Genomic DNA, 18,245 nt, shown 5'->3' with positions numbered 1-18,245 from the left:
CCGGCCGGCGGATGGGCCGCTCAGCAGCCCTTGTTCATGCCGACGCAGGTGTCCTGGCGGGGGATGCCGTTGAAGGCCTGGTTGAAGTCGATGTTGATCGGCGAGACCAGGTTGCCGTTGGCGTCGCGGTACTTGGGCATGTTCATGAAGGCGCCCTTGAGCGCGGTGATCATCTGCCCGGTGTCCATGTCGCGCCACTGCACGTCCTGGCTCTGCAGGGAGATGAAGAAGCCCTTGGCGGCGCCGGCCATGCCGGCCTGGCTCAGGTCGCCCACCGGCAGCGACTGGAACTGGCTGAGCTTGAAGCAGGTGGTGATGCCGAGGATGGCGCAGCTGTTGGAGGTGAACAGGCCGGTGACGATGTCCGTCCACAGCGGCACGCAGCCGTTGGTGCAGTCCAGTTGCGAGCCGTTGGTCATGCCGGCGTAGGTGCCGCGCACCGGGTCGCTGGCGCCGCCGGAGGTGACCAGGCCGGCATCCGCCTCCACCGTGCTGCTGCGGTAGATGCCCGCCAGGCCGAGCAACAGCTGTTGCCCTACCGTGGCCTTGTTGTAGATGGCGTCGGCAGTGCCCTTGATATGCACCGGAATGTTCCCGGTCAGCGACTGGATGTCGCCGGAAAGCACGCCCTTGGCCTGGTTGAAGCCGATGCGCACGCCGACCATCTTGTTGCCGTCGTAGGCGAACTCGACGTACGGATCGACGATGGTGAAGGGGTTGATCTGCCCGGTCTGGTTGTTCACCGTGCCCAGGGCGAAGTTGTTGATGGAAATGTCCGCGCTGTTGGCGGCTTCGCCGGCGCGGTCGTAGAGGCCGAGCTGCAGCTTGTTCATGTTCAGCTGCGTCTCCACCGTGGCGCCGATGTTCAGCCGGGTGTAGTTGATCCCCGCGGCGGCGTCGGTGGCCAGGTTGATGAAGGCCTGGCCGGTGACGTCGGACAGCTGGCTGTCGCTCAGCGCCCGCAGCTCGGCATTAGCGCCGCCGGCCAGGCACAGCAGCAGGCCGGTCAGCAGCAGGCGCCGCATGGAGCGCCGCATGGAAAAGAGCCTCATTGGTTTTCCCCCTGGAGCTTGGTCCCGGCCATGCGAGCTCCCCTCATCGTGCCGGGACCTGGAACAGGTTGAGGTTGCCCTGCACGTGCAGCACGCCGTCGACACGGGCGCTGAGCAGGTCGGTCTGCACCAGGCCCGCATCGGTGCTGCGGGCCTTGTTGGCGCCGGCCAGGGTCATGCTGACGCCGTTGAAGTTGACGTCCTTCAGGCCCACCCGCAGGACCTGGCGGTTGAAGGCGGCACCGTCGCCACCGAAGCCACTGTTGATGGACAGGATGTCGACCGTGACCTCGTCGAAGCTGAAGGTCCCGCTGATGTTGTCCAGCACCAGGAAGTTGTTGCCGCTGCCCGCCGGCTGGATCGCCACGCGCGCGCCGCAGCCACCCGGGCAGCGGGTGATGCTGGGGGTCTTCTGGACGTTGACCGTGACGCCCAGGCTCAGGCCGTCCTGGCCGACCACCCGGCCGAGATCGTCGTCCGGCAGGGTGCGCAGCTCGGCCTGCGCGGCGGTGCCGGCCAGCAGCGCCAGCAGCGCGACGGCGCCGGCCCGTGACAGGCGCCTGGTCGGCAGCAGCGGTGGAAGGTTCATCGTGCCGTGCTCCGCTCAGAGGTTGTGGGACGTGACTTTGAGGTAGTTGAAGCTCAGCCCGGACAGCTCGCTGCGCCCCAGGTTGACCCCGCCGGTTGGCACCGCGCCGTAGGAGGCCCGGGTGCCACCGATGTTCAGGTTGTCGATCACCAGGCTGGTGCGCGGCGCGTTGGCGTAGAAGTCCGCGGCGTTGGCCGCGGTCAGCATGGGCAACTCGAAGGTGAAGTTGCCGTCGGCGGTCACCGACAGCAGCAGCGGCTGGGACTTGCCGTAGCCCAGGGCGACGCTGGCGTAGGCGTTGGTCAGGTAGACGCTGCGCGCGGCCTTCTCCGCCGCGCTGGCGCAGCTGGCGTTGCCCGCGGCGCAGGAGAGGATGTCCAGGGTCTTGGCATAGAGGTTCAGGCGCAGTTCGCCGACCAGTTGGCTGCGCGCGCTGGAGCCCCACAGGCGCAGGTAGCTGCCGTCCATCGCCAGGTCCTGGAAGTCCAGGGCCAGCACGTCGGTGCGGGTGCCGCCGCTGACCGGCACGGTGAAGTCGAAGCGCGCCCCCAGGTCGACCTTCTCGCTGGCGCGGCTCGAACAGCCGCTGCCGGCGCCGGCGAAGCCGCTGATGCAGGGCTGCCCGGCGTTGTTGGCGATCAGCGGCGGGAAGGCCAGTTCGAGCACGTCGGCGTCGCTGGGCAGGGTGTTGACCACGCGGCCGTCGTTGAGCTGGGTGGTGAGCACCGACCCCTTGGCCAGGTTGAGCTTGAAGGGATAGGTCAGGCGGCCGATGGTGACCGGCTGCAGGTTGCTGCCGTGGTTGCTGCCGGAGGCCCCCAGGTAGAGGTTGCGCACCGCGATGGACACGTCCTTGCCGTTGGGGTCCTTCAGCCCGGTGACGGTGGTAGTGGCCTTGCTGCCGTCGATCATGGCGTTGTCCACCACGAAGCCGATGCCGGCACCCTGCACGTCGGATAGCTGATCGTCGTCCAGGGCGACCATGTCGGCATGCGCCGCCAGGGCCATCCAGGCAAGGCAGGCGCCCGTCGCCAGCGCAAGGCGGGTGGGGCGCGGAAGGCTGATACGGCTGCTGGCCATGGCCACCTCTTGTTCTTTTCTCGTTCGCCGATCCAGGGACAAAAGCCCTGTCTGCCACTATAGGGAGCCGTCGGCCCTTGCGGCCCGACCCATAGTCGAGAATCGCCTGCTGGCAGCTGGCCGCCGTGTTACCCAAGGTCACACCGGCGTAACAACCCCGTCAGCCGTGGCGGAACAGCCCGATCAGGTGCTCGGCGATGGCGCCCTTGATGGCCTCGAGGTTCAGCCGCGACTGCGCCTGCAGCTTGGCGCTGTTGAGCCGGTGCAGGTGCAGCGAGGGCATGCGCGCCTCGTACTCGCGCAGGTCACCCTTGACCAGCACCGGCAGGAAGGGCTCGTCGCGCATGCGGTAGCGGCGGATCAGCAGCTTCAGGCCGTCCTGGAACGGCAGCTCGGCGGAGCCCACCAGGCGGTGTTCGCCGGGGATCTTCAGGTACAGGCCGCGGTGGCCCATGGTTTCACCGGGCAGGATGTGGATGCCGGTGGGCTCCACGGCGCCGGCGGGGATGTCGTGGAAGGTGTCGAACCAGGCCTGCTCGTTGGGCAGGATGGTGATGCCGCCCTCCTGGCTCTCCGGGATCACGAAGCTGTAGTTGCTGTAGAGCTTTTCCACGTAGGAGGAGTAGATGCACAGGCGGTTCTCGAAGCGCCTGAGGAAATCGATGGCCTCGCTGCGGTCGGTGATGGCGTCCAGGTCCCAGTCCAGGTCATCCTGGCGCTCCAGTTCGGCCCAGCGGGCCTTGGCGAGTGCGGCGTCGTAAGTCATGGCGGCAATTGGCTATTGGCTGAGAGCCAACTGGCAGAAAACATGCCAGCAATTTCAGGGGGTTAACGCCAGTTTTCAGGGCCATGGCGGCACCCCGCACGGCGTAAACTGCCGCGTTTCGTCACCCCTTCCGCCGCGGGCGGACCTTTGCAGTACAATCGCCCCCTTTACCCGTCACCTGCGGTTACCCGATGATCGACCCCCGACGCGTACTGCGCGCCCTCGCCGAACACTGGGCCCTGCTGGAACCGCTCTGCGAGCGCTTCGACAGCGGCACCCTGAGCCTGGCCGAGCTGCGCCTGCAACTCACGGCGCAGCTGCCCGAAGGCAGCCCGGCGGATGTCACCGCCCTGCTCGACCAGTGGATCCGCCTGGACATCCTGGTGCCGGTGGCCAAGAGCCCCAACCGCTTCGAGCTGAACGCCCAGATCCACGACTTCCTCGCCTACCTGCGCCACGAGCACCGCCTGGGCCTGTGCCTGGAGATCGAGGCCTACCTGCGCCACCTGGAACGCCTGGCCGGCTACATCCGCGACGCCTTCGAGGTGCGCGACGGCAACGACCTGGCGCGCCAGTTGCGGCTGCTCGACATGCGCGTGCGCGACGTGCTGAAGAAGCTGGCCAACGACGAACAGGCGCTGATCGCCGTGGCCGAGCGGGCCAAGACCAGCGACCGGCAGATCCCCCTGCGCCAGCGCTACGCCGAAGTCCTGGCGACCTGGGACGAATACGTCGAGCCGATGATCCAGCTGGTCTCCGCCGACGGCGCCTTCGAGCAGGGCGTGCGCCGCGTCGAGCAGGTGCTGCTGCGCCTGCTGGGCGAACAGCAGCGCCTCGGCCAGCTGGTCGACGACGACCAGTTGCTGCGCACCCACGCGCGCATCCTGGAGATGCAGACCACCGCCCAGCTCACCCTGCGCCGCGCCCGCGAACTGCTGCTGCCGCTGCGCGAGGAGGCCCGTCGGCACAACGCCATCACCCGTGGCGCCGCCCTGGCCCTGTCGGTGATCCGCCGCAAGGGCATCGAAGCCGTGCCGCAGGCCTCCATGCCGCTGTTCACCCGGCCGCAGAGCACCTTCCTCGGCAGCGCCTCGCAGGTGGAAAGCTACGTCTTCGCCCTGGCCCGCTTCGAGCCCAAGCCGGCGCACTTCCCCAAGGCGACCGGCAAGCGCGGCGGCGACGGCCCGCGCGCCGCGCCGCGCACCGCGCGGGAGATGCTCGAGCGCTGCCAGGCCGCCCTGCCGCTGCCGGACCTGATGGTCTGGCTGCTGGAGCAGGAGCCCGAAGGCGCCACCGACGAGCTGCTCTACTGGTTCTCGCGCCTGTCGCGCGACGGCCGCTTCCAGCGCGAGCGCCTGGAGCGCCGCGACTACGATACCGCCCAGCACAGCGTCAGCCTGTGCTCCTTCGCCCTGCTGGCCGCCCAGAGCGGCAAGGGCGACAAAGCGAGCGAAACCCATGCAGATTAATCTTTCCGAACTGACCCAGCTCGGGCCCATCTTCCGCGAGCTGTTCAAGGGCTTCCACATCAGCCGCCGCGACCCCGAGCTGTACAGCCAGCTGTCCAACCAGCAGGACCAGTACCGCGCGCTGTTCCGCTCGCTGGGCTTCGAGCTGGTGTGCGACACCCGCGGCTTCTACTACTTCGTGCCCGAGCAGGTCGGCGCCCAGGTGAACAAGACCGCCCAGCGCCTGGCGCTGTTCACCTTCATCCTGGTCGAACACCTGGCCGACCAGAGCCGCGACCCGCTGGCCGTGCTCGACGGCGGCAGCATCGGCCGCGACGAACTGCCGCCACTGCTGGAGAAATACCGCGACCTGTTCCTGCAGGCCGAAGTGACCACCCAGGAAGAACTGGAAGAAAAGGTCATGCGGCGCATGACCCAGCTCGGCTTCGCCGCCGAGGACAACGGCGTGTACCGCTTCCTGCCGCCGATGCACCGCTTCCTCGACGTCTGCCTGTCGGTGCAGCAGGACCGCGATCTGGCCGCCAGCCTGCACGCCAAGGACCTGGCCTACGTCGCCCCGGCCCTGGCCGAGGAAGACGAAGAGCCCATCGTCAGCCTGGAAGAGCCCTGCGAGCCGGCGCCGCTGCTGGCCGAAACCGCCGCGGTTGAAGCCGGGGAAAACGAGGAAGACGCCATCGCCCGCGCCATCGCCGAAGAACAAGCCGACATGGAGGCCCAGGCATGACCCAGGAACGCTACGGCATTCGCCGCTTCGCCCTGCTCAACACCGCCGGCTACAGCCTCGGCATCTTCCCCCTGGAACAGCCGCTGTCGGTGTACGGCGCCAACAACCTCGGCAAGTCGGCGTCGATCAACGCGCTGCAGTTCCCGATCCTGGCGCGCATGTCGGACATGAGCTTCGGCAAGTACAGCCTGGAAGCCTCGCGCAAGTTCTACTTCGCCACCGACACCAGCTACATCCTCATCGAGCTGGAACTGCCCCACGGCCGCCACGTCATCGGCTGCGGCGGGCGCGGCCCGGGCGGCGGCTTCGGCCACCAGTTCTTCGCCTACCAGGGCGAGCTGGACCTGGAGCACTACCAGAAGAACGGCACCTGCCTGCGCCTGCGCGAGCTGTACGCCAGCCTCGAACGCGCCGGGCTGAAGGCCTACGAACTCAAGCCCGACGAACTGCGCCGGCTGCTGGTCGGCGGGCATACCTCGGTGCCGCTGGACCTGACGCTGATCCCGCTGCGCTCCACCAGCGAACAGAGCCTGAAGACCTTCCGCTCGCTGTTCATCAACCTGCTGCACATGCGCGAGATCACCGCGGCCAAGCTCAAGCAGCTGTTCCTCGACGCCTTCGAGCACAGCCTGCGCTCGGGCAGCGTCGACTACATCGCCGCCTGCGAGGAAGCCTTCCGCGACGTGCGCCGCATGGAAGGCGACTACCAGGCCCTGGTGGCCGCCGGCCCGCTGGTCGAGGCACTGGCCAACGGCGTGCAGCAGCGCGAGTTCCTGCGCGGCAAGATGCACCGCCTCTCGCCGCTGCTCGACAACCTGCTGGGCACCTGGGAAGACTACGCCGGGGCACGCAAGGAAGAGCTGGTGATCCAGGCCGAGCACTACCGCAACGAGCAGGACGGCCTGCAGAACGAACAGCGCGGCGGCACCGCCGAACTGATGCGCCTGGAGCGCGAGATCAGCGAGATCCAGCGCTGGATGGGCGAGCTGGCGGTACTGAAGAACCGCTTCGCGCTGGTCGAGGACGCCAAGATTCTCGAGCAGCAGTTGCTCGCCGCCAAGGACGCCCACGACGAACTGGCCGGCGCCCTGGCGCACTCGCGGCAGTTCACCAGCGAGGACCTCGACGAGCGCGTGCGCGACCTGGAGAAGCGCGTGAAAAGCGTGCGCCAGCAGCTCGAACACGCCGACAACAACAGCTACGCCCGCCTGCGCGAAGAGTTCTCGCAGCAGGACGTGGAACGCCTGATGCGCCTGTTCAACGGCGCGCTGTTCAGCCTGCCGCTGGGCGACAAGGGCGTGAGCCTGGACGAGGACGGCCAGTGGGTCGGCAGCGTCGAGAAGATTCTCGACCACTTCAAGGGCGAGCGCTTCGAAGTGCCCGGCCTGTCCATCGACCTGTCGCACATCGAGCCGCCGGCGCTGCAGGCCCTGGCCGACCGCGCCGCCCTGCGCGACCAGAAGGAGCGCCTGGAGAAAGAGCTCAAGCAGCTCAAGACCCAGCAGGCCGTGGCCGCCGACCGCCACGCCAGCAAGGCCCAGGCCGACAAGCTGTACCAGGAGGTGCTGGATGCGCAGAAGGCCCTGGAAGACTACCGCCGCAGCCAGACCCTGAGTGCCGAGGAGCCGGCCAAGCTGGAAACCCTGGCGCAGCTGGAAGCCACCCAGGACGAGCTGAAGCGCTCGGCCGACGCCTTCACCGAACGCGTCCAGCAGCTGTCCGCCAAGCTGCAGCTGGTGGGCCGCCAACTGGCCGACCTGGAAGCCAAGCAGCGCACCCTCGACGACGCCCTGCGCCGCCGCCAGCTGCTGCCCGCCGACCTGCCGTTCGGCACGCCGTTCATGGAGCCGGTGGACGACTCCCTGGACAACCTGCTGCCGCTGCTCAACGACTACCAGGACACCTGGCAGCAACTGCAGCGCATCGACGGCCAGATCGAGGCGCTGTACGCCCAGGTGCGCCTGAAGGGCGTGGCCAAGTTCGACAGCGAGGACGACCCCGAGCGCCGCCTGCAACTGCTGATCAACGCCTACGCGCACCGCACCGACGAGGCCCTGACCCTGGCCAAGGCGCGCCGTGCGGCGGTGACCGACATCGCCCGCACCCTGCGCAACATCCGCAGCGACTACGACAACCTGGAACACCAGCTGGCGCTGTTCAACCGCGAGATCAACAAGCGCCAGGTCTCCAACCTGCAGAGCTTCCGCATCGTGCTGGCGCCGAACAAGGACGCCCTCAAGCACATCGACCAGATCATCCACAGCGCCGGCCAGTACGAGGAAGGCGAGAACCTCTCGGTGTTCGACCTGACCCAGAGCGCCGAGCAGGATGCGAAGAACGAGGAAGCCAAGGACTACCTGTCGCGCCTGGTGGCGGCGAACAACAACCAGCTGGGCCTGAAGGACCTGTTCGAGCTGGCGTTCGAGATCACCAAGGTCGGCGGCCAGCCGATCGTCCACACCGACATCGACGGCGCCGCCTCCAACGGCACCACCATGACCATCAAGGCGCTGACCAACATGTACCTGTTGCTGCACCTGATGGACCGCGAGCAGGCCGGGCGCATCCGCCTGCCCTACTACCTCGACGAGGCCGCCGACATCGACGAGCGCAACCAGGCCGCGCTGCTGGAGACCAGCCTGCAGCTGGGCTTCGTGCCCATCCTGGCGAGCGTCAAGCCGCAGGTGTCGGCGCAGGTGGCCATCGACCTGGAAGGCGGCAGCGGGCCCAGCGGCATCTACATCGACGAGGCGGACTGGAAGTTCATCCGCCGCCGCGAACTCGCCGTCGACCGCCCCGCCGCCGAGGCCGAGGAGGCCGCGGAACCGGCCTGACCGCCCGCCGCCGCCGGCACGCAACCGGCGGCGGCGTTCATGAGCAGGCTATGGAGTTTGGCCGGAAAGGCCAGGTTACATATAATGGCTTGCATTCTCATTGGCGACACCACGGGAGTTTCCATGTCTGTTCGTCTGCTCGCCGGCGTCAAGGGCGCTGTCCTGGCCTGCCTGCTCGGCGGCCTGTCTCTGCATGCCGCGGCCGATCCGGTCACCCTCACCCTGTACAACGGCCAGCACGCCGCCACCGGCATCGCCATCGCCAAGGCCTTCACCGACAAGACCGGCATCCCGGTGAAGATCCGCAAGGGCGGCGATGGCCAACTGGCCAGCCAGATCACCGAGGAAGGCGCGCGCTCGCCGGCCGACGTCATCTACACCGAGGAATCACCGCCGCTGATGCGCCTGTCCGGCGCCGGCCTGCTGGCCCCGCTGGACGCCGGCACCCTGGCCCTGGTCGAGGCGCAGAACGCCGGCGGCAAGGGCGACTGGGTGGGCATCACCGCGCGCGCCCGGGTGCTGGCCTACAACCCGAAGAAGATCGACGAGAAGGACCTGCCCAGGAGCCTGATGGACCTGTCCGACCCGCAGTGGTCCGGGCGCTTCGGCTTCGTGCCCACCAGCGGCGCCTTCCTCGAGCAGGTCTCGGCCGTGATCAAGCTCAAGGGCCGCGACGCCGCCGAGGACTGGCTGACCGGGCTGAAGGCCTTCGGCGCCATCTACACCAACAACGTCACCGCCATGAAAGCCGTGGAGAACGGCGAGGTCGACATGGCGCTGATCAACAACTACTACTGGTACACCCTGAAGAAGGAGAAGGGCGAACTGAACTCGCGCCTGTACTTCTTCGGCAACCAGGACCCGGGCGCGCTGGTCACCGTCTCCGGCGCCGCCGTGCTCAAGTCCAGCCAGCACCCGAAGGAAGCCCAGCAGTTCGTCGCCTTCATGCTCAGCGAAGAGGGCCAGAAGGCCATTCTCAGCCAGTCCGCCGAGTACCCGCTGCGCAAGGGCATGCAGGCCGACCCGCAGCTCAAGCCGTTCACCGAGCTGAACCCGCCACAGCTCAGCCCCGCCGACATGGGTGAGGCCAAGGACGCGCTGGACCTCGAACGCGACGTCGGCCTGAACTGATGTCCATCGCCGCGCCCGTGGTCCAGTCCCGCGGCGGCCACGGGCGCAAAGCGCCGCTGTGGCTGCTGCCGCCGGTGCTCCTGCTCGCCCTGCTGGCGGCGCTGCCGCTGTTCTACGTCGCGGCCAAGGCCTGGGACTCGGGCTGGCACGTGGCCTGGGAACTGCTCTGGCGGCCCTACGTGTTCCGCCTGTTCGGCAACACCCTCAAGCTGCTGGTGCTGGTCACCGTGCTCAGCGCCCTGCTCGGCCTGGCCTGCGCCTGGCTGGTGGAGCGCAGCGACCTGCCCGGGCGGCGCTACTGGAACGTGCTGCTGTGCCTGCCGTTCGCCATCCCCTCCTTCGTCAGCAGCTTCACCTGGGTGTCGCTGAGCCCGGCCTACGAGGGCCTGGGCGGCGCGGTGCTGGTCATGGCCATGTCCAAGTACCCGTTGGTGTACCTGCCGCTGGCGGCCACCCTGCGCAACCTCGACCCGTCGCTGGAAGAAAGCGCGCGCATGCTCGGCGTGTCGCGCCGCCAGGTGTTCTGGCGGGTGACCCTGCCGCTGCTGCGCCCGACGCTGGCCGCCACCAGCCTGCTGGTGGCGCTGCACATGCTGGTGGAGTTCGGCGCGCTGTCGATCCTGCGCTTCCAGACCTTCACCACGGCGATCTACCAGGAATTCGAACTGGAATTCAGCAACGCCACCGCGGCCATGCTCTCCTCGGTGCTGCTGGCGCTGTGCTTCCTGCTGCTGTGGCTGGAACTGCGCATGCGCGGCCGCGGCCGCCTGGTGCGCACCGGCCAGGGCAGCGCGCGGCAGGCCGGGCGGGTGCGCCTGGGCGCCTGGAAATGGCCGCTGCAGCTGCTGCTGGTGGCGCTGGTGGTGGTCGGCACCGGCATCCCCATGGCCATGCTCGGCTACTGGCTGCTCACCGGCGCCTCGGCGGCCTTCCCGCTGCTGGAGATCGGCCAGGCGCTGCTGTCGTCGCTGTCGCTGTCCTTCGGCGGCGCCCTGCTCGGCTGCCTGCTGGCGCTGCCGGTGAGCATCCTGGTGGTGCGCTACCCCGGGCCGCTGGCGCGCTGGGCGCAACGCCTGCCCTACCTGCTGCAGGCCCTGCCGGGGCTGGTGATCGCCCTGTCGCTGGTGTACTTCGCCCTGCACTACGTCCCGGACCTGTACCAGACCAACGCCCTGCTGCTGATCGCCTACGCCCTGCTGTTCCTGCCCCTGGCCCAGGCGCCGATCCGCGTGGCCCTGGAAAAGGCCTCGCCGCAACTGGAGGAGGCCGCCCGCACGCTGGGCCAGACGCCGCTGCGCGCCTTCCTGCGCATCACCCTGCCGATCATCTCCCCGGCCATGGGCGCGGGCTTCGTGCTGGTGTTCCTCGACAGCATGAAGGAACTGACCGCCACCCTGGTGCTCGGCCCCACCGGGCTGACGACCCTGGCCACGGCGGTGTGGGTGCATACCTCGACGCTGGAATACGCGGCGGCGGCGCCCTATGCGGCGCTGCTGATCCTGATCTCGGGGGTGCCGGTGTACCTGCTGACCACCCGGGCGGCGCGCAGTAGCCGCTGAGGCGCCAGGCTTTTCGTAGGAGCGAGGGGGGCGCCTGGCTCTTGCTCGCGAAAGGTATCATCCCGAAGAGCACCCTCTCCCCAGCCCTCTCCCTGAAGGGAGAGGGGGCTTGTCCGTGCCGAGAGAAGATCCGGTTCCAGCCGGCAGTTTTGGGTGTTGCCGGCTGACTCCAGAACACCAGCGTCTGCCCAACGGTCCCCTCTCCCTTCAGGGAGAGGGTTAGGGAGAGGGAAAGGAGCCAGACCCAAGCACCGAAGCCACCGGTGAACACGATTCGCGAGCAAGCTCGCTCCTACAAAAAGCCCAAGGCCCCAAAAGAAAACGCCCCGCCCGGTCTCCCGGCGGGGCGCTTGGCCTCGGATAAGCGGCGTATAACCGCGAACGGTTATACGCCCTACTCGCCCACCGCCTTCCCCAGCGGAATCTTCGGCGCCCACTGCAGCCATTCGTCCTGGTACTCGTCGAACAGCGCGAAGGTCTGCCCCGGCCGCGCCGCGGCGCCCATCTGGGCGTTGTCCGGGGTGGCGAAGGCCACGCCGCCGGCGAGGATGGTCTCGAAGGACTCGGTGCGCACCTTCACGCCCTTGAACAGGCCGGCATCCACCCCGACCCCGCTGGTGTTCCAGAAGCGGCTGCCGGTGCGCACCAGGGGCGCGTAGCGCGGCTCGATGAGGATGTGGACGAGCACCCGGTCGCCCTGCTCGCCCAGCTCGAAGGAGGTGACCTTGCCCACCTGCACCTCGCGGTAGGTCACCGGCACGCCCGGCTTCAGCGAGCCGCGGCGGGCGGCGCTGAGGGTCAGGCGCAGGCCGTCGGCGTCGAGCAGGCGGTTGGGCTGCTGCGCCAGCAGGCTGAAGCTGTTCTGCGCCGGGCCCGGCTTGGCTGCCGGCAGCACCTCGATGTAGGGGCCGCTGACCAGGGTGCCGAGGTTCTCCGCGCCGCCCAGGCCGAGCTGCGCCGAGACCACCCAGAAGCGGCTGCCCTGGCGGGCGATGCTGTCCTGGGCCTTGACCAGGCGGGCCTTGAGCACCACGCCGCCGAGGTCGCGGCTGAGGTCCACCTGCTCCACGCGGCCCACGTCCAGGCCGCGGTAGCGGATCACGGTGCCCTCGCGCAGGCCGTCGGCCGAGTCGGCGCGCAGTTCGATCACCTGGCCCTTGGCGTGGGCGCTTTCCTCGCTGTCGTAGAGGGCGAAGCGGCGCACCTTGGTGATGGGCGCGGCCTTGGGGTCCGGGGTGTCGAAGGCGATGCCGCCGCTGATCAGCGTCTGTAGCGACTCGCTCTTGAACTTGATGCCGTTGAGGTCGCCGCTCAGGGTCACGCCGCTGACGTTCCAGAAGCGCGTGGAAGTGTTCACCAGGGCCGCGTATTCAGGCTCGATGTGCACGCCCACCACCACCCGCTGGCGGTCGCGGGACAGCTGGTAGCTCTGCACGGTGCCGACCTTCATCTGCCGGTAGAGGATGGGCGTGCCCACCTCCAGCGAGCCCAGGCGGTCGCTGGTCAGCACCAGGTGCAGGCCCGGCGCGTCGAGGTTCAGCGGCGGCGCCTTCGGGCGGATGGTGAAGTCGCGGGTGGGCTCACCGTCCTTGGCGAAGCGCACGGCGATGTAGTTGCCCTTCACCAGCGCCTCCAGGCCGGTGATGCCGGCCAGGGAGATGCTCGGCTTGACCAGCCAGAACTCGGCCTTGGTGTTGAGGAAGTCTTCGGTGCGCGGGTCCATCGACAGGGTCGCGGTGGCGCCGTTGAAGTCCTTGTTCATGTCGATGGTCTTGACCGTGCCGACCTGCACGCCGTTGTACATCACCGGGGTGCTGCCGGCGGAAAGGCCGCTGACGTCGTCGACCTTCAGGCGCACCGCCAGGCCCGCCTGGGCGGCGTCGTAGTCCTCGTAGAGGCGGAACGGCTTGGTCGGGTCGGTGGGCGGGCTGTCCGGGTAGCTGTCCGGGGTGGCGAAGGCGATGCCGCCGGCGGCGATGCTGGCCAGCGACTCGGTGCGCAGCTTCAGCCCGCTGAGGCTGCCGGACAGGGTGATGCCGCTGGCGTTCCAGAAGCGCGTGTGCTTGCGCACCAGGTTGGCGTAGGCCGGCTCGATGTGGACCTTCACCTCGATGGTCTTCTGGTCCTCGGCCAGTTGGTAGCTCTTCACCTGGCCGACCTGGATCTGCCGGTAGTAGATGGGGCTGCCCTGCTCCAGCGAGCCCAGGCGCTCGGCCTTGAGCACCAGGTGCAGGCCGGGCAGGCTGTCGGACAGCGGCGGCGGCTCCTTGAGCGCGACGAAGTCGTGGTTGAGCTCGCCCTTCACCGGGTCGATGGCGATGTAGTTGCCCGACACCAGTGTCTCCAGCCCGGTCACCCCGGCCAGCGAGACCCGCGGCTTGACCAGCCAGAAGCGCGTGCGCTCGCTCAGGTACTCGATGGCCTCCTTGCGCATCTCCACCGTGGCGGTCACGCCCAGCGTCGGCTTGTTCACGTGCAGGTCGATCACCTTGCCCACGGCGATGCCCTTGAAGATCACCTCGGTCTTGTTCGCCTGGATGCCGTCGCCACTCTCGAACTGGATGTTGATCGTCACCCCGGCCTGGTCGTAGGCCCGCCAGGCCAGCCAGGCGCCGATCGCCAGGGCGATCAGCGGCAGGATCCAGATCGCCGACCAGTTGGTGGTCTTGCGCAGCTTGGGGGTGGGGAGTTCACTCATCGTCGTTTTCCGCGTCCGTGTTATCCCAGATCAGCCTGGGATCGAAAGTCACTGCGGCCAGCATGGTCAGCACCACCACGCAGGCGAAGGCGGCCGCGCCGAGGTTCGCCTCGATGCTGGCCAGGTTGCCGAAATTCACCAGGGTCACGAGGATGGCGATGACGAAGATATCGAGCATCGACCAGCGACCTATCCATTCGATGAAACGGTACATCACGATGCGCTGCCGCGCCGACATCGGCTGGTGGCGCTGCACCGAGTAAAGCAGCAGGGCGATGCCGACCAGCTTGAAGGTCGGCACCAGGATGCTGGCGACGAACACCACCGCGGCCACCGGGATCATGTCCGCGTGGATCAGCTCCACCACCCCTTCCATGATGGTCGCCGGGGTGCCGCTGCCGAGGAAGTTGACGGTCATGATCGGCAGCAGGTTCGCCGGGATGTAGAGGATGGCCGCGGTGATCAGCAGCGCCCAGGTGCGGGTGAGGCTGTTCGGCCGCCGCGCGTGCAGCGCCGAGCCACAGCGCGAACAGTGCTGCGGCTCCTCGTCGGTGGCGCGGTTGAGCTGGTGGCATTCGCCGCAGGTCAGGATACCGGCGTCAATGGCCCTCATCGTCGAACTCCCCGGCCAGTTCTTCCCACACCTGGTGGCGCGACATGGTCACCTCCAGCCATATCTGGCTGAACAGCAGGCCGATGAAGCAGGCCAGGCCCACGCCGATGTGCAGCTCGGCCATGTCGATCAGCTTGACGATGGCCACCAGGATGCCCATCAGGTAGACCTCCAGCATGCCCCACTCGCGCAGGTGCTGGTACCAGCGCAGCAGCTGCATGGCCTGCCCGCGTGCCACGTCGAAGCGTAGGCTGCAGAGGACGAACAGCTGGCACAGCAGCTTGGCCAGGGGGATCACCATGCTGCACAGGAACACCACGATGCCGACGCCTTGCATGTTCGAGTTGTAGAGCCCCTGCACCCCGCTCCAGACGGTGTCGACGCCGGTCTGGCCGAGGATGTTGATCTTCATGATCGGCAGGAAGTTGGCCGGCACGTACAGGATCAGCGCGGTGAGCACCAGCGCCAGGGCGCGGCGCACCATGTGCGGCCGGTGGATCTCCAGCTCGTAGCCGCAGCGCGGGCAGACCGAGCGGTTGCCCGTGGGGACCGGCTCGCGGCGCATCAGCAGGTCGCATTCATGGCAGGCGATCAGCTGCTCCAGCGGCAGGTCTTGCAGCGCTCGGCTATCGGTTTCGGACATGGGGGGACTCGCGGCGATTTGTGCCTATTGTAGCCGAGGCGGCCGCTCTGGCGCTGCGCCCGGGCGCCCTCGAAAGCCTGCGAAACGCCCCCGCGGTGCTGGCCATGGGTGCGCCTTCAGGCCTTGCTCTTCCCGGCAGGCCCGGCCGCTGCCCGGCGCTTCGCCATGGAGGGGCTGGTACCGCGAGGAAGGGGCCGGCCCTCGGCCTTGCCGGACCGCGCCGGGAACGCCGCATCGGCCACGATCGAAGCCAGCGCCATCCTCATGCCGAACTTGTTGAGGATGCCGTTGAGCGTTCCGAGGGTGGGATTCCCCTTGTCGTTCTCCAGCTGGTAGAGCGCCTTCGTCGACATCCTGCACATGGCGGCGAAGGTGTCCTGGTCCAACCCGGTGACCTCGACACGCAGCCGACGGATGGAAACACCGAGCGACTCCCGGCCCTGCACGTTCGCCCGGAGGATGTCGTCGATCAGCCGTTGGCGCTCCTCGACGGTGATGTCTCTCATAGCAGCCCCCATTCGCCCAGGCGTCTGTCCAGATGGTTGAGCGGGATGTTCGCCGAGCGCTTCACCTCGTCGGGCAGGTCCGCGAGCAATTCGGGAAGGGCCCTGAATGCCTGTGCGGCCTTCTTCAGGCGAGCCATCAGGGCGTTCGGCTCGGCAATGCCCTTCAGGGCGGCGCAGACCTCGGCCCAATCCGGATTCCCCCTGCGTTCGCTCTCCCACTTCGTCGCGCGCGTTATGCCCTCGGCATCGAGCACCATCGGCGCCAGGTCATAGACAGGCGCCAGCTGGAACCGACCGGCGCTGCGGAAGATCGCAGTGTTCCGACCATGGTTGTCCGAATTGCCGAGGATCTTGTTCAGCAGGTCGCGCCGGACATATTCGAATACCAGGTCCTCCACTTCCGCGCCCTGGCCATTGGCAGTCCAGAGGGCAGCCAGGCGCTGGAGAACGTCCTCGTGGGCCATCCTCTGCCCCTGTTCGGTCACCTGACAGACCGAGTAGATCGATTCCATGGGAATGCGCTCGACCCGCCCATCGACTATGCGGCGGTCGAAGCGGGGCATCCACAGACTCGGCCGCGTCCCCTCGCAAAGCGCCAGCCCATCGATGGGAACGGTGTCTAGCCCCAGTTCGGCGATGGCCCGGTAGTAGTGGTATTCGGCCCGAAGAATGGCCTTGTCGGTCTCGCTCACCCGGTTGCGGGCGAACTTGATCAGCCAGTGCCGGCGCACCTGGTCGTCCGCGAGCATGGCGTCGGCATGAAGCTGCCCCTGGTCGTCCTCGGCCATGAGCAGCTTCGGCGCCTCGCCTTGCGCCCCCGTGGCGCCGCCCAGCGCGGCCCCCGTCTCGTAGGCGTATTCGAGGAACTCGTTCGTCCTGTCCTCCACCTCCTGGCGCGCGAAGGCCTCTTTGCGCGTGGTATCGAGATAGTCGAACGACTCCTTCACCCGCAGATGCCCGATGGGCGACGGCGTGCAGCGCTTGAAGATGAAGAGCCCCACGTCCATCCCCTCGGGCTTGTCGCCGCCGAACCGCTTGAGCAGGGAACGGTATGCCGCGCCCGCGGGAATGATGTCGTAGACGAAGGCCGGGTACCCGGTACCTCGCACCGAATTCCAGCCCAGCGGCAAGTTCACGCTCACCGCCGGCTCCATCACCGAGTCCATCCGCTCGATGAACGTCACGAGGTAGTCCGTGGCATAGCCGGCCGAGGTCGCTCCGAGCGAAACCTTCTCGGGGTTCTCGACCGTCAGCACCAGGGCATCGTGCCACTGGCCATCGACGTAGGTCTGGAGCGTGAGTTGCTCGGACATGTGGGCGCCTGAATCGGAACTCTGATACCGACCAATTTAGCTATACCCGCATTTTCCGGCAATACAATTCCGATTCAAGTAGTGAGCAGACAATAAACCAGCATTTTAATTCCGACTCATGCTCATCTGCGCGGCTTGGCCCGCGCGGTCGGCTCGGCGATCAGCGGGTCGTCCGGCCAGTAGTGCTTGGGGTAGCGGCCCTTGAGGTCCTTCTTCACCTCGGCGTAGGTGCTGCGCCAGAAGTTGGCCAGATCCTGGGTCACCTGCACCGGGCGCTGCGCCGGCGACAGCAGGTGCAGTTTCACCGCCAGGCGGCCGCCGGCGATGCGCGGGGTGTCGGCCAGGCCGAACAGCTCCTGCAGGCGCACCGCCAGCACTGGCGGGTTTTCGCTGTAGTCCAGACGGATGTTCGAGCCGGACGGCACCTGCAGGGTGCGCGGCGCCAGTTCGTCCAGGCGCTGCGGCAGCGGCCAGGACAGCAGGCCGTGGAGGATGCCGGGCAGCTCCAGGTTGGCGAAGTGGGCCAGGCGCGAGACCTTGCCCAGGTAGGGCAGCAGCCAGGCCTCCAGGCTCGCCAGCAGGGCCTGGTCGCCGACGTCGGGCCACTCGCTCTCGCCCTTGCTTTCCAGGTCGAGCCGGCGCAGCAAAGCGATCCGCGCCTGCCACTGGCGCAGCTCCGGGGTCCAGGGCAGCAGCTCCAGGCCCTTGCGCCGCACCAGGCCGAGCAGCGCGCGGCTGCGGGCCTCGGCGTCGAGGTTGGGCAGCGCCTCGCTGGACAGCACCAGCTCGCCGACCTTGCGCTGGCGCTCGGCGCGCAGCACGCCTTCGCGCTCGTCCCAGTCCAGCTCGTCGTGCACCCTCACCTGCTCGGCCAGCACCGAGTCGAACAGCGCCGCGTCCAGGGCGGCGGCCAGGTAGATGCGCTCTTCGCGCTGGCCCTGGCGGCTGCCGAGGTCGGCGACCACCAGCCAGGGCTCCTTCATCAACGCGTCCGGTTCGCCGAACTGCGCGGCGCGGCCGTTGGCCAGGCGGTATTCGCCACCGCCCCCGCGGCGCTGGCGGGCCACGCGGTCGGGATAGGCGAAGGCCAGCAGCGCGCCGAGCCAGCGCGGGTGATCGGGGTCGGCCACCGCTTCGACCGGCTGGCCGCGCAGGTAGCCGCGGAATTGCCGGGCCAGCTGCCGCGCGCGCTGCACCGCGCCGCGGCTGGCGCGGTTGCCGGCCGACTCCCCGGCCAGCAGGGCGGTGCGCTCGTGCAGGTCGGCGCC

15 protein-coding genes are annotated in these 18,245 nt (G+C 68.1%); 5 read left to right on the top strand and 10 right to left on the bottom strand.

The window, feature by feature from the left end:
- Positions 1-20: 20 nt before the first annotated feature.
- The 4 genes from DK254_RS26515 to DK254_RS26500 form a co-directional block, all read right to left on the bottom strand.
- A complete protein-coding gene (locus tag DK254_RS26515; protein WP_256595962.1) occupies positions 21-1,037 on the bottom strand; it encodes a DUF6160 family protein in 1,017 nt (338 codons plus the stop codon).
- Positions 1,038-1,095: 58 nt separating this feature from the next.
- Positions 1,096-1,641, bottom strand: a complete 546-nt coding sequence (locus DK254_RS26510) for a DUF6160 family protein (protein ID WP_089391188.1) — start codon at positions 1,639-1,641, stop codon at positions 1,096-1,098.
- 15 nt (positions 1,642-1,656) lie between these two features.
- Complete coding sequence (locus tag DK254_RS26505; RefSeq protein ID WP_371921181.1) at positions 1,657-2,721, bottom strand: hypothetical protein; 1,065 nt, start codon at positions 2,719-2,721, stop codon at positions 1,657-1,659.
- Between the two features lie 160 nt (positions 2,722-2,881).
- Positions 2,882-3,487, bottom strand: coding sequence for a hypothetical protein (locus tag DK254_RS26500; RefSeq protein WP_109936215.1), 606 nt, complete (start codon positions 3,485-3,487; stop codon positions 2,882-2,884).
- Positions 3,488-3,678: 191 nt separating this feature from the next.
- On the opposite strand from DK254_RS26500, the gene mksB reads away from it, so the two are divergent.
- The 5 genes from mksB to DK254_RS26475 all read left to right on the top strand — a co-directional run bounded on the left by mksB (position 3,679) and on the right by DK254_RS26475 (position 11,204).
- On the top strand, positions 3,679-4,956 hold the full coding sequence (gene mksB, locus DK254_RS26495; protein WP_109936214.1) for an Mks condensin complex protein MksB: 1,278 nt from the start codon (positions 3,679-3,681) through the stop codon (positions 4,954-4,956).
- A complete protein-coding gene (gene mksE / locus DK254_RS26490) occupies positions 4,946-5,680 on the top strand; it encodes an Mks condensin complex protein MksE (protein WP_109936213.1) in 735 nt (244 codons plus the stop codon). Before mksB ends, mksE begins: the two co-directional genes overlap by 11 nt.
- Complete coding sequence (gene mksF / locus DK254_RS26485) at positions 5,677-8,514, top strand: Mks condensin complex protein MksF (RefSeq protein ID WP_109936212.1); 2,838 nt, start codon at positions 5,677-5,679, stop codon at positions 8,512-8,514. Before mksE ends, mksF begins: the two co-directional genes overlap by 4 nt.
- A gap of 123 nt (positions 8,515-8,637) precedes the next feature.
- A complete protein-coding gene (locus tag DK254_RS26480) occupies positions 8,638-9,645 on the top strand; it encodes an iron ABC transporter substrate-binding protein (protein WP_109936211.1) in 1,008 nt (335 codons plus the stop codon).
- On the top strand, positions 9,645-11,204 hold the full coding sequence (locus DK254_RS26475; RefSeq protein WP_109936210.1) for an iron ABC transporter permease: 1,560 nt from the start codon (positions 9,645-9,647) through the stop codon (positions 11,202-11,204). The genes DK254_RS26480 and DK254_RS26475 overlap by 1 nt, the downstream gene beginning before the upstream one ends.
- A 394-nt stretch (positions 11,205-11,598) precedes the next feature.
- Here DK254_RS26475 and DK254_RS26470 read toward each other — a convergent pair whose 3' ends face one another.
- From DK254_RS26470 to DK254_RS26445, 6 genes are all read right to left on the bottom strand, one after another.
- The gene (locus tag DK254_RS26470; RefSeq protein ID WP_109936209.1) at positions 11,599-13,902 is read right to left on the bottom strand and encodes a PqiB family protein; all 2,304 of its coding nucleotides are present in this window, start codon (positions 13,900-13,902) and stop codon (positions 11,599-11,601) included.
- On the bottom strand, positions 13,895-14,515 hold the full coding sequence (locus DK254_RS26465) for a paraquat-inducible protein A (RefSeq protein ID WP_109936208.1): 621 nt from the start codon (positions 14,513-14,515) through the stop codon (positions 13,895-13,897). Before DK254_RS26465 ends, DK254_RS26470 begins: the two co-directional genes overlap by 8 nt.
- Positions 14,502-15,158: a paraquat-inducible protein A gene (locus DK254_RS26460; RefSeq protein WP_109936207.1), complete on the bottom strand. Its 657-nt coding sequence runs from the start codon at positions 15,156-15,158 to the stop codon at positions 14,502-14,504. The genes DK254_RS26465 and DK254_RS26460 overlap by 14 nt, the downstream gene beginning before the upstream one ends.
- Positions 15,159-15,274: 116 nt before the next feature.
- Positions 15,275-15,664 carry a helix-turn-helix domain-containing protein gene (locus DK254_RS26455; RefSeq protein WP_109936206.1) on the bottom strand — a complete coding sequence of 130 codons (390 nt, stop codon included), beginning with the start codon at positions 15,662-15,664 and terminating at the stop codon, positions 15,275-15,277.
- Positions 15,661-16,977, bottom strand: coding sequence for a type II toxin-antitoxin system HipA family toxin (locus DK254_RS26450; RefSeq protein ID WP_109936205.1), 1,317 nt, complete (start codon positions 16,975-16,977; stop codon positions 15,661-15,663). Before DK254_RS26450 ends, DK254_RS26455 begins: the two co-directional genes overlap by 4 nt.
- A 122-nt stretch (positions 16,978-17,099) precedes the next feature.
- A partial coding sequence (locus DK254_RS26445) for an ATP-dependent helicase C-terminal domain-containing protein (protein WP_305888138.1) occupies positions 17,100-18,245 on the bottom strand: 1,146 nt, incomplete at its 5' end.

Source organism: Pseudomonas sp. RW407 (assembly GCF_003176655.1).
GTDB classification, from domain to species: Bacteria; Pseudomonadota; Gammaproteobacteria; order Pseudomonadales; family Pseudomonadaceae; genus Pseudomonas; species Pseudomonas delhiensis.
The sequence above is the reverse complement of the archived record's forward strand: the minus strand, read 5'-3'. Positions and strand labels throughout refer to the sequence as shown.

Bases quoted from the DNA above. Each gene is read 5' to 3' on its own strand.
- DK254_RS26515 (WP_256595962.1), bottom strand. From the start codon at position 1,037: ATGCGGCGCTCCATGCGGCGCCTGCTGCTGACCGGCCTGCTGCTGTGC.
- DK254_RS26510 (WP_089391188.1), bottom strand. From the start codon at position 1,641: ATGAACCTTCCACCGCTGCTGCCGACCAGGCGCCTGTCACGGGCCGGC.
- DK254_RS26505 (WP_371921181.1), bottom strand. From the start codon at position 2,721: ATGGCCAGCAGCCGTATCAGCCTTCCGCGCCCCACCCGCCTTGCGCTG.
- DK254_RS26500 (WP_109936215.1), bottom strand. From the start codon at position 3,487: ATGACTTACGACGCCGCACTCGCCAAGGCCCGCTGGGCCGAACTGGAG.
- mksB (WP_109936214.1), top strand. From the start codon at position 3,679: ATGATCGACCCCCGACGCGTACTGCGCGCCCTCGCCGAACACTGGGCC.
- mksE (WP_109936213.1), top strand. From the start codon at position 4,946: ATGCAGATTAATCTTTCCGAACTGACCCAGCTCGGGCCCATCTTCCGC.
- mksF (WP_109936212.1), top strand. From the start codon at position 5,677: ATGACCCAGGAACGCTACGGCATTCGCCGCTTCGCCCTGCTCAACACC.
- DK254_RS26480 (WP_109936211.1), top strand. From the start codon at position 8,638: ATGTCTGTTCGTCTGCTCGCCGGCGTCAAGGGCGCTGTCCTGGCCTGC.
- DK254_RS26475 (WP_109936210.1), top strand. From the start codon at position 9,645: ATGTCCATCGCCGCGCCCGTGGTCCAGTCCCGCGGCGGCCACGGGCGC.
- DK254_RS26470 (WP_109936209.1), bottom strand. From the start codon at position 13,902: ATGAGTGAACTCCCCACCCCCAAGCTGCGCAAGACCACCAACTGGTCG.
- DK254_RS26465 (WP_109936208.1), bottom strand. From the start codon at position 14,515: ATGAGGGCCATTGACGCCGGTATCCTGACCTGCGGCGAATGCCACCAG.
- DK254_RS26460 (WP_109936207.1), bottom strand. From the start codon at position 15,158: ATGTCCGAAACCGATAGCCGAGCGCTGCAAGACCTGCCGCTGGAGCAG.
- DK254_RS26455 (WP_109936206.1), bottom strand. From the start codon at position 15,664: ATGAGAGACATCACCGTCGAGGAGCGCCAACGGCTGATCGACGACATC.
- DK254_RS26450 (WP_109936205.1), bottom strand. From the start codon at position 16,977: ATGTCCGAGCAACTCACGCTCCAGACCTACGTCGATGGCCAGTGGCAC.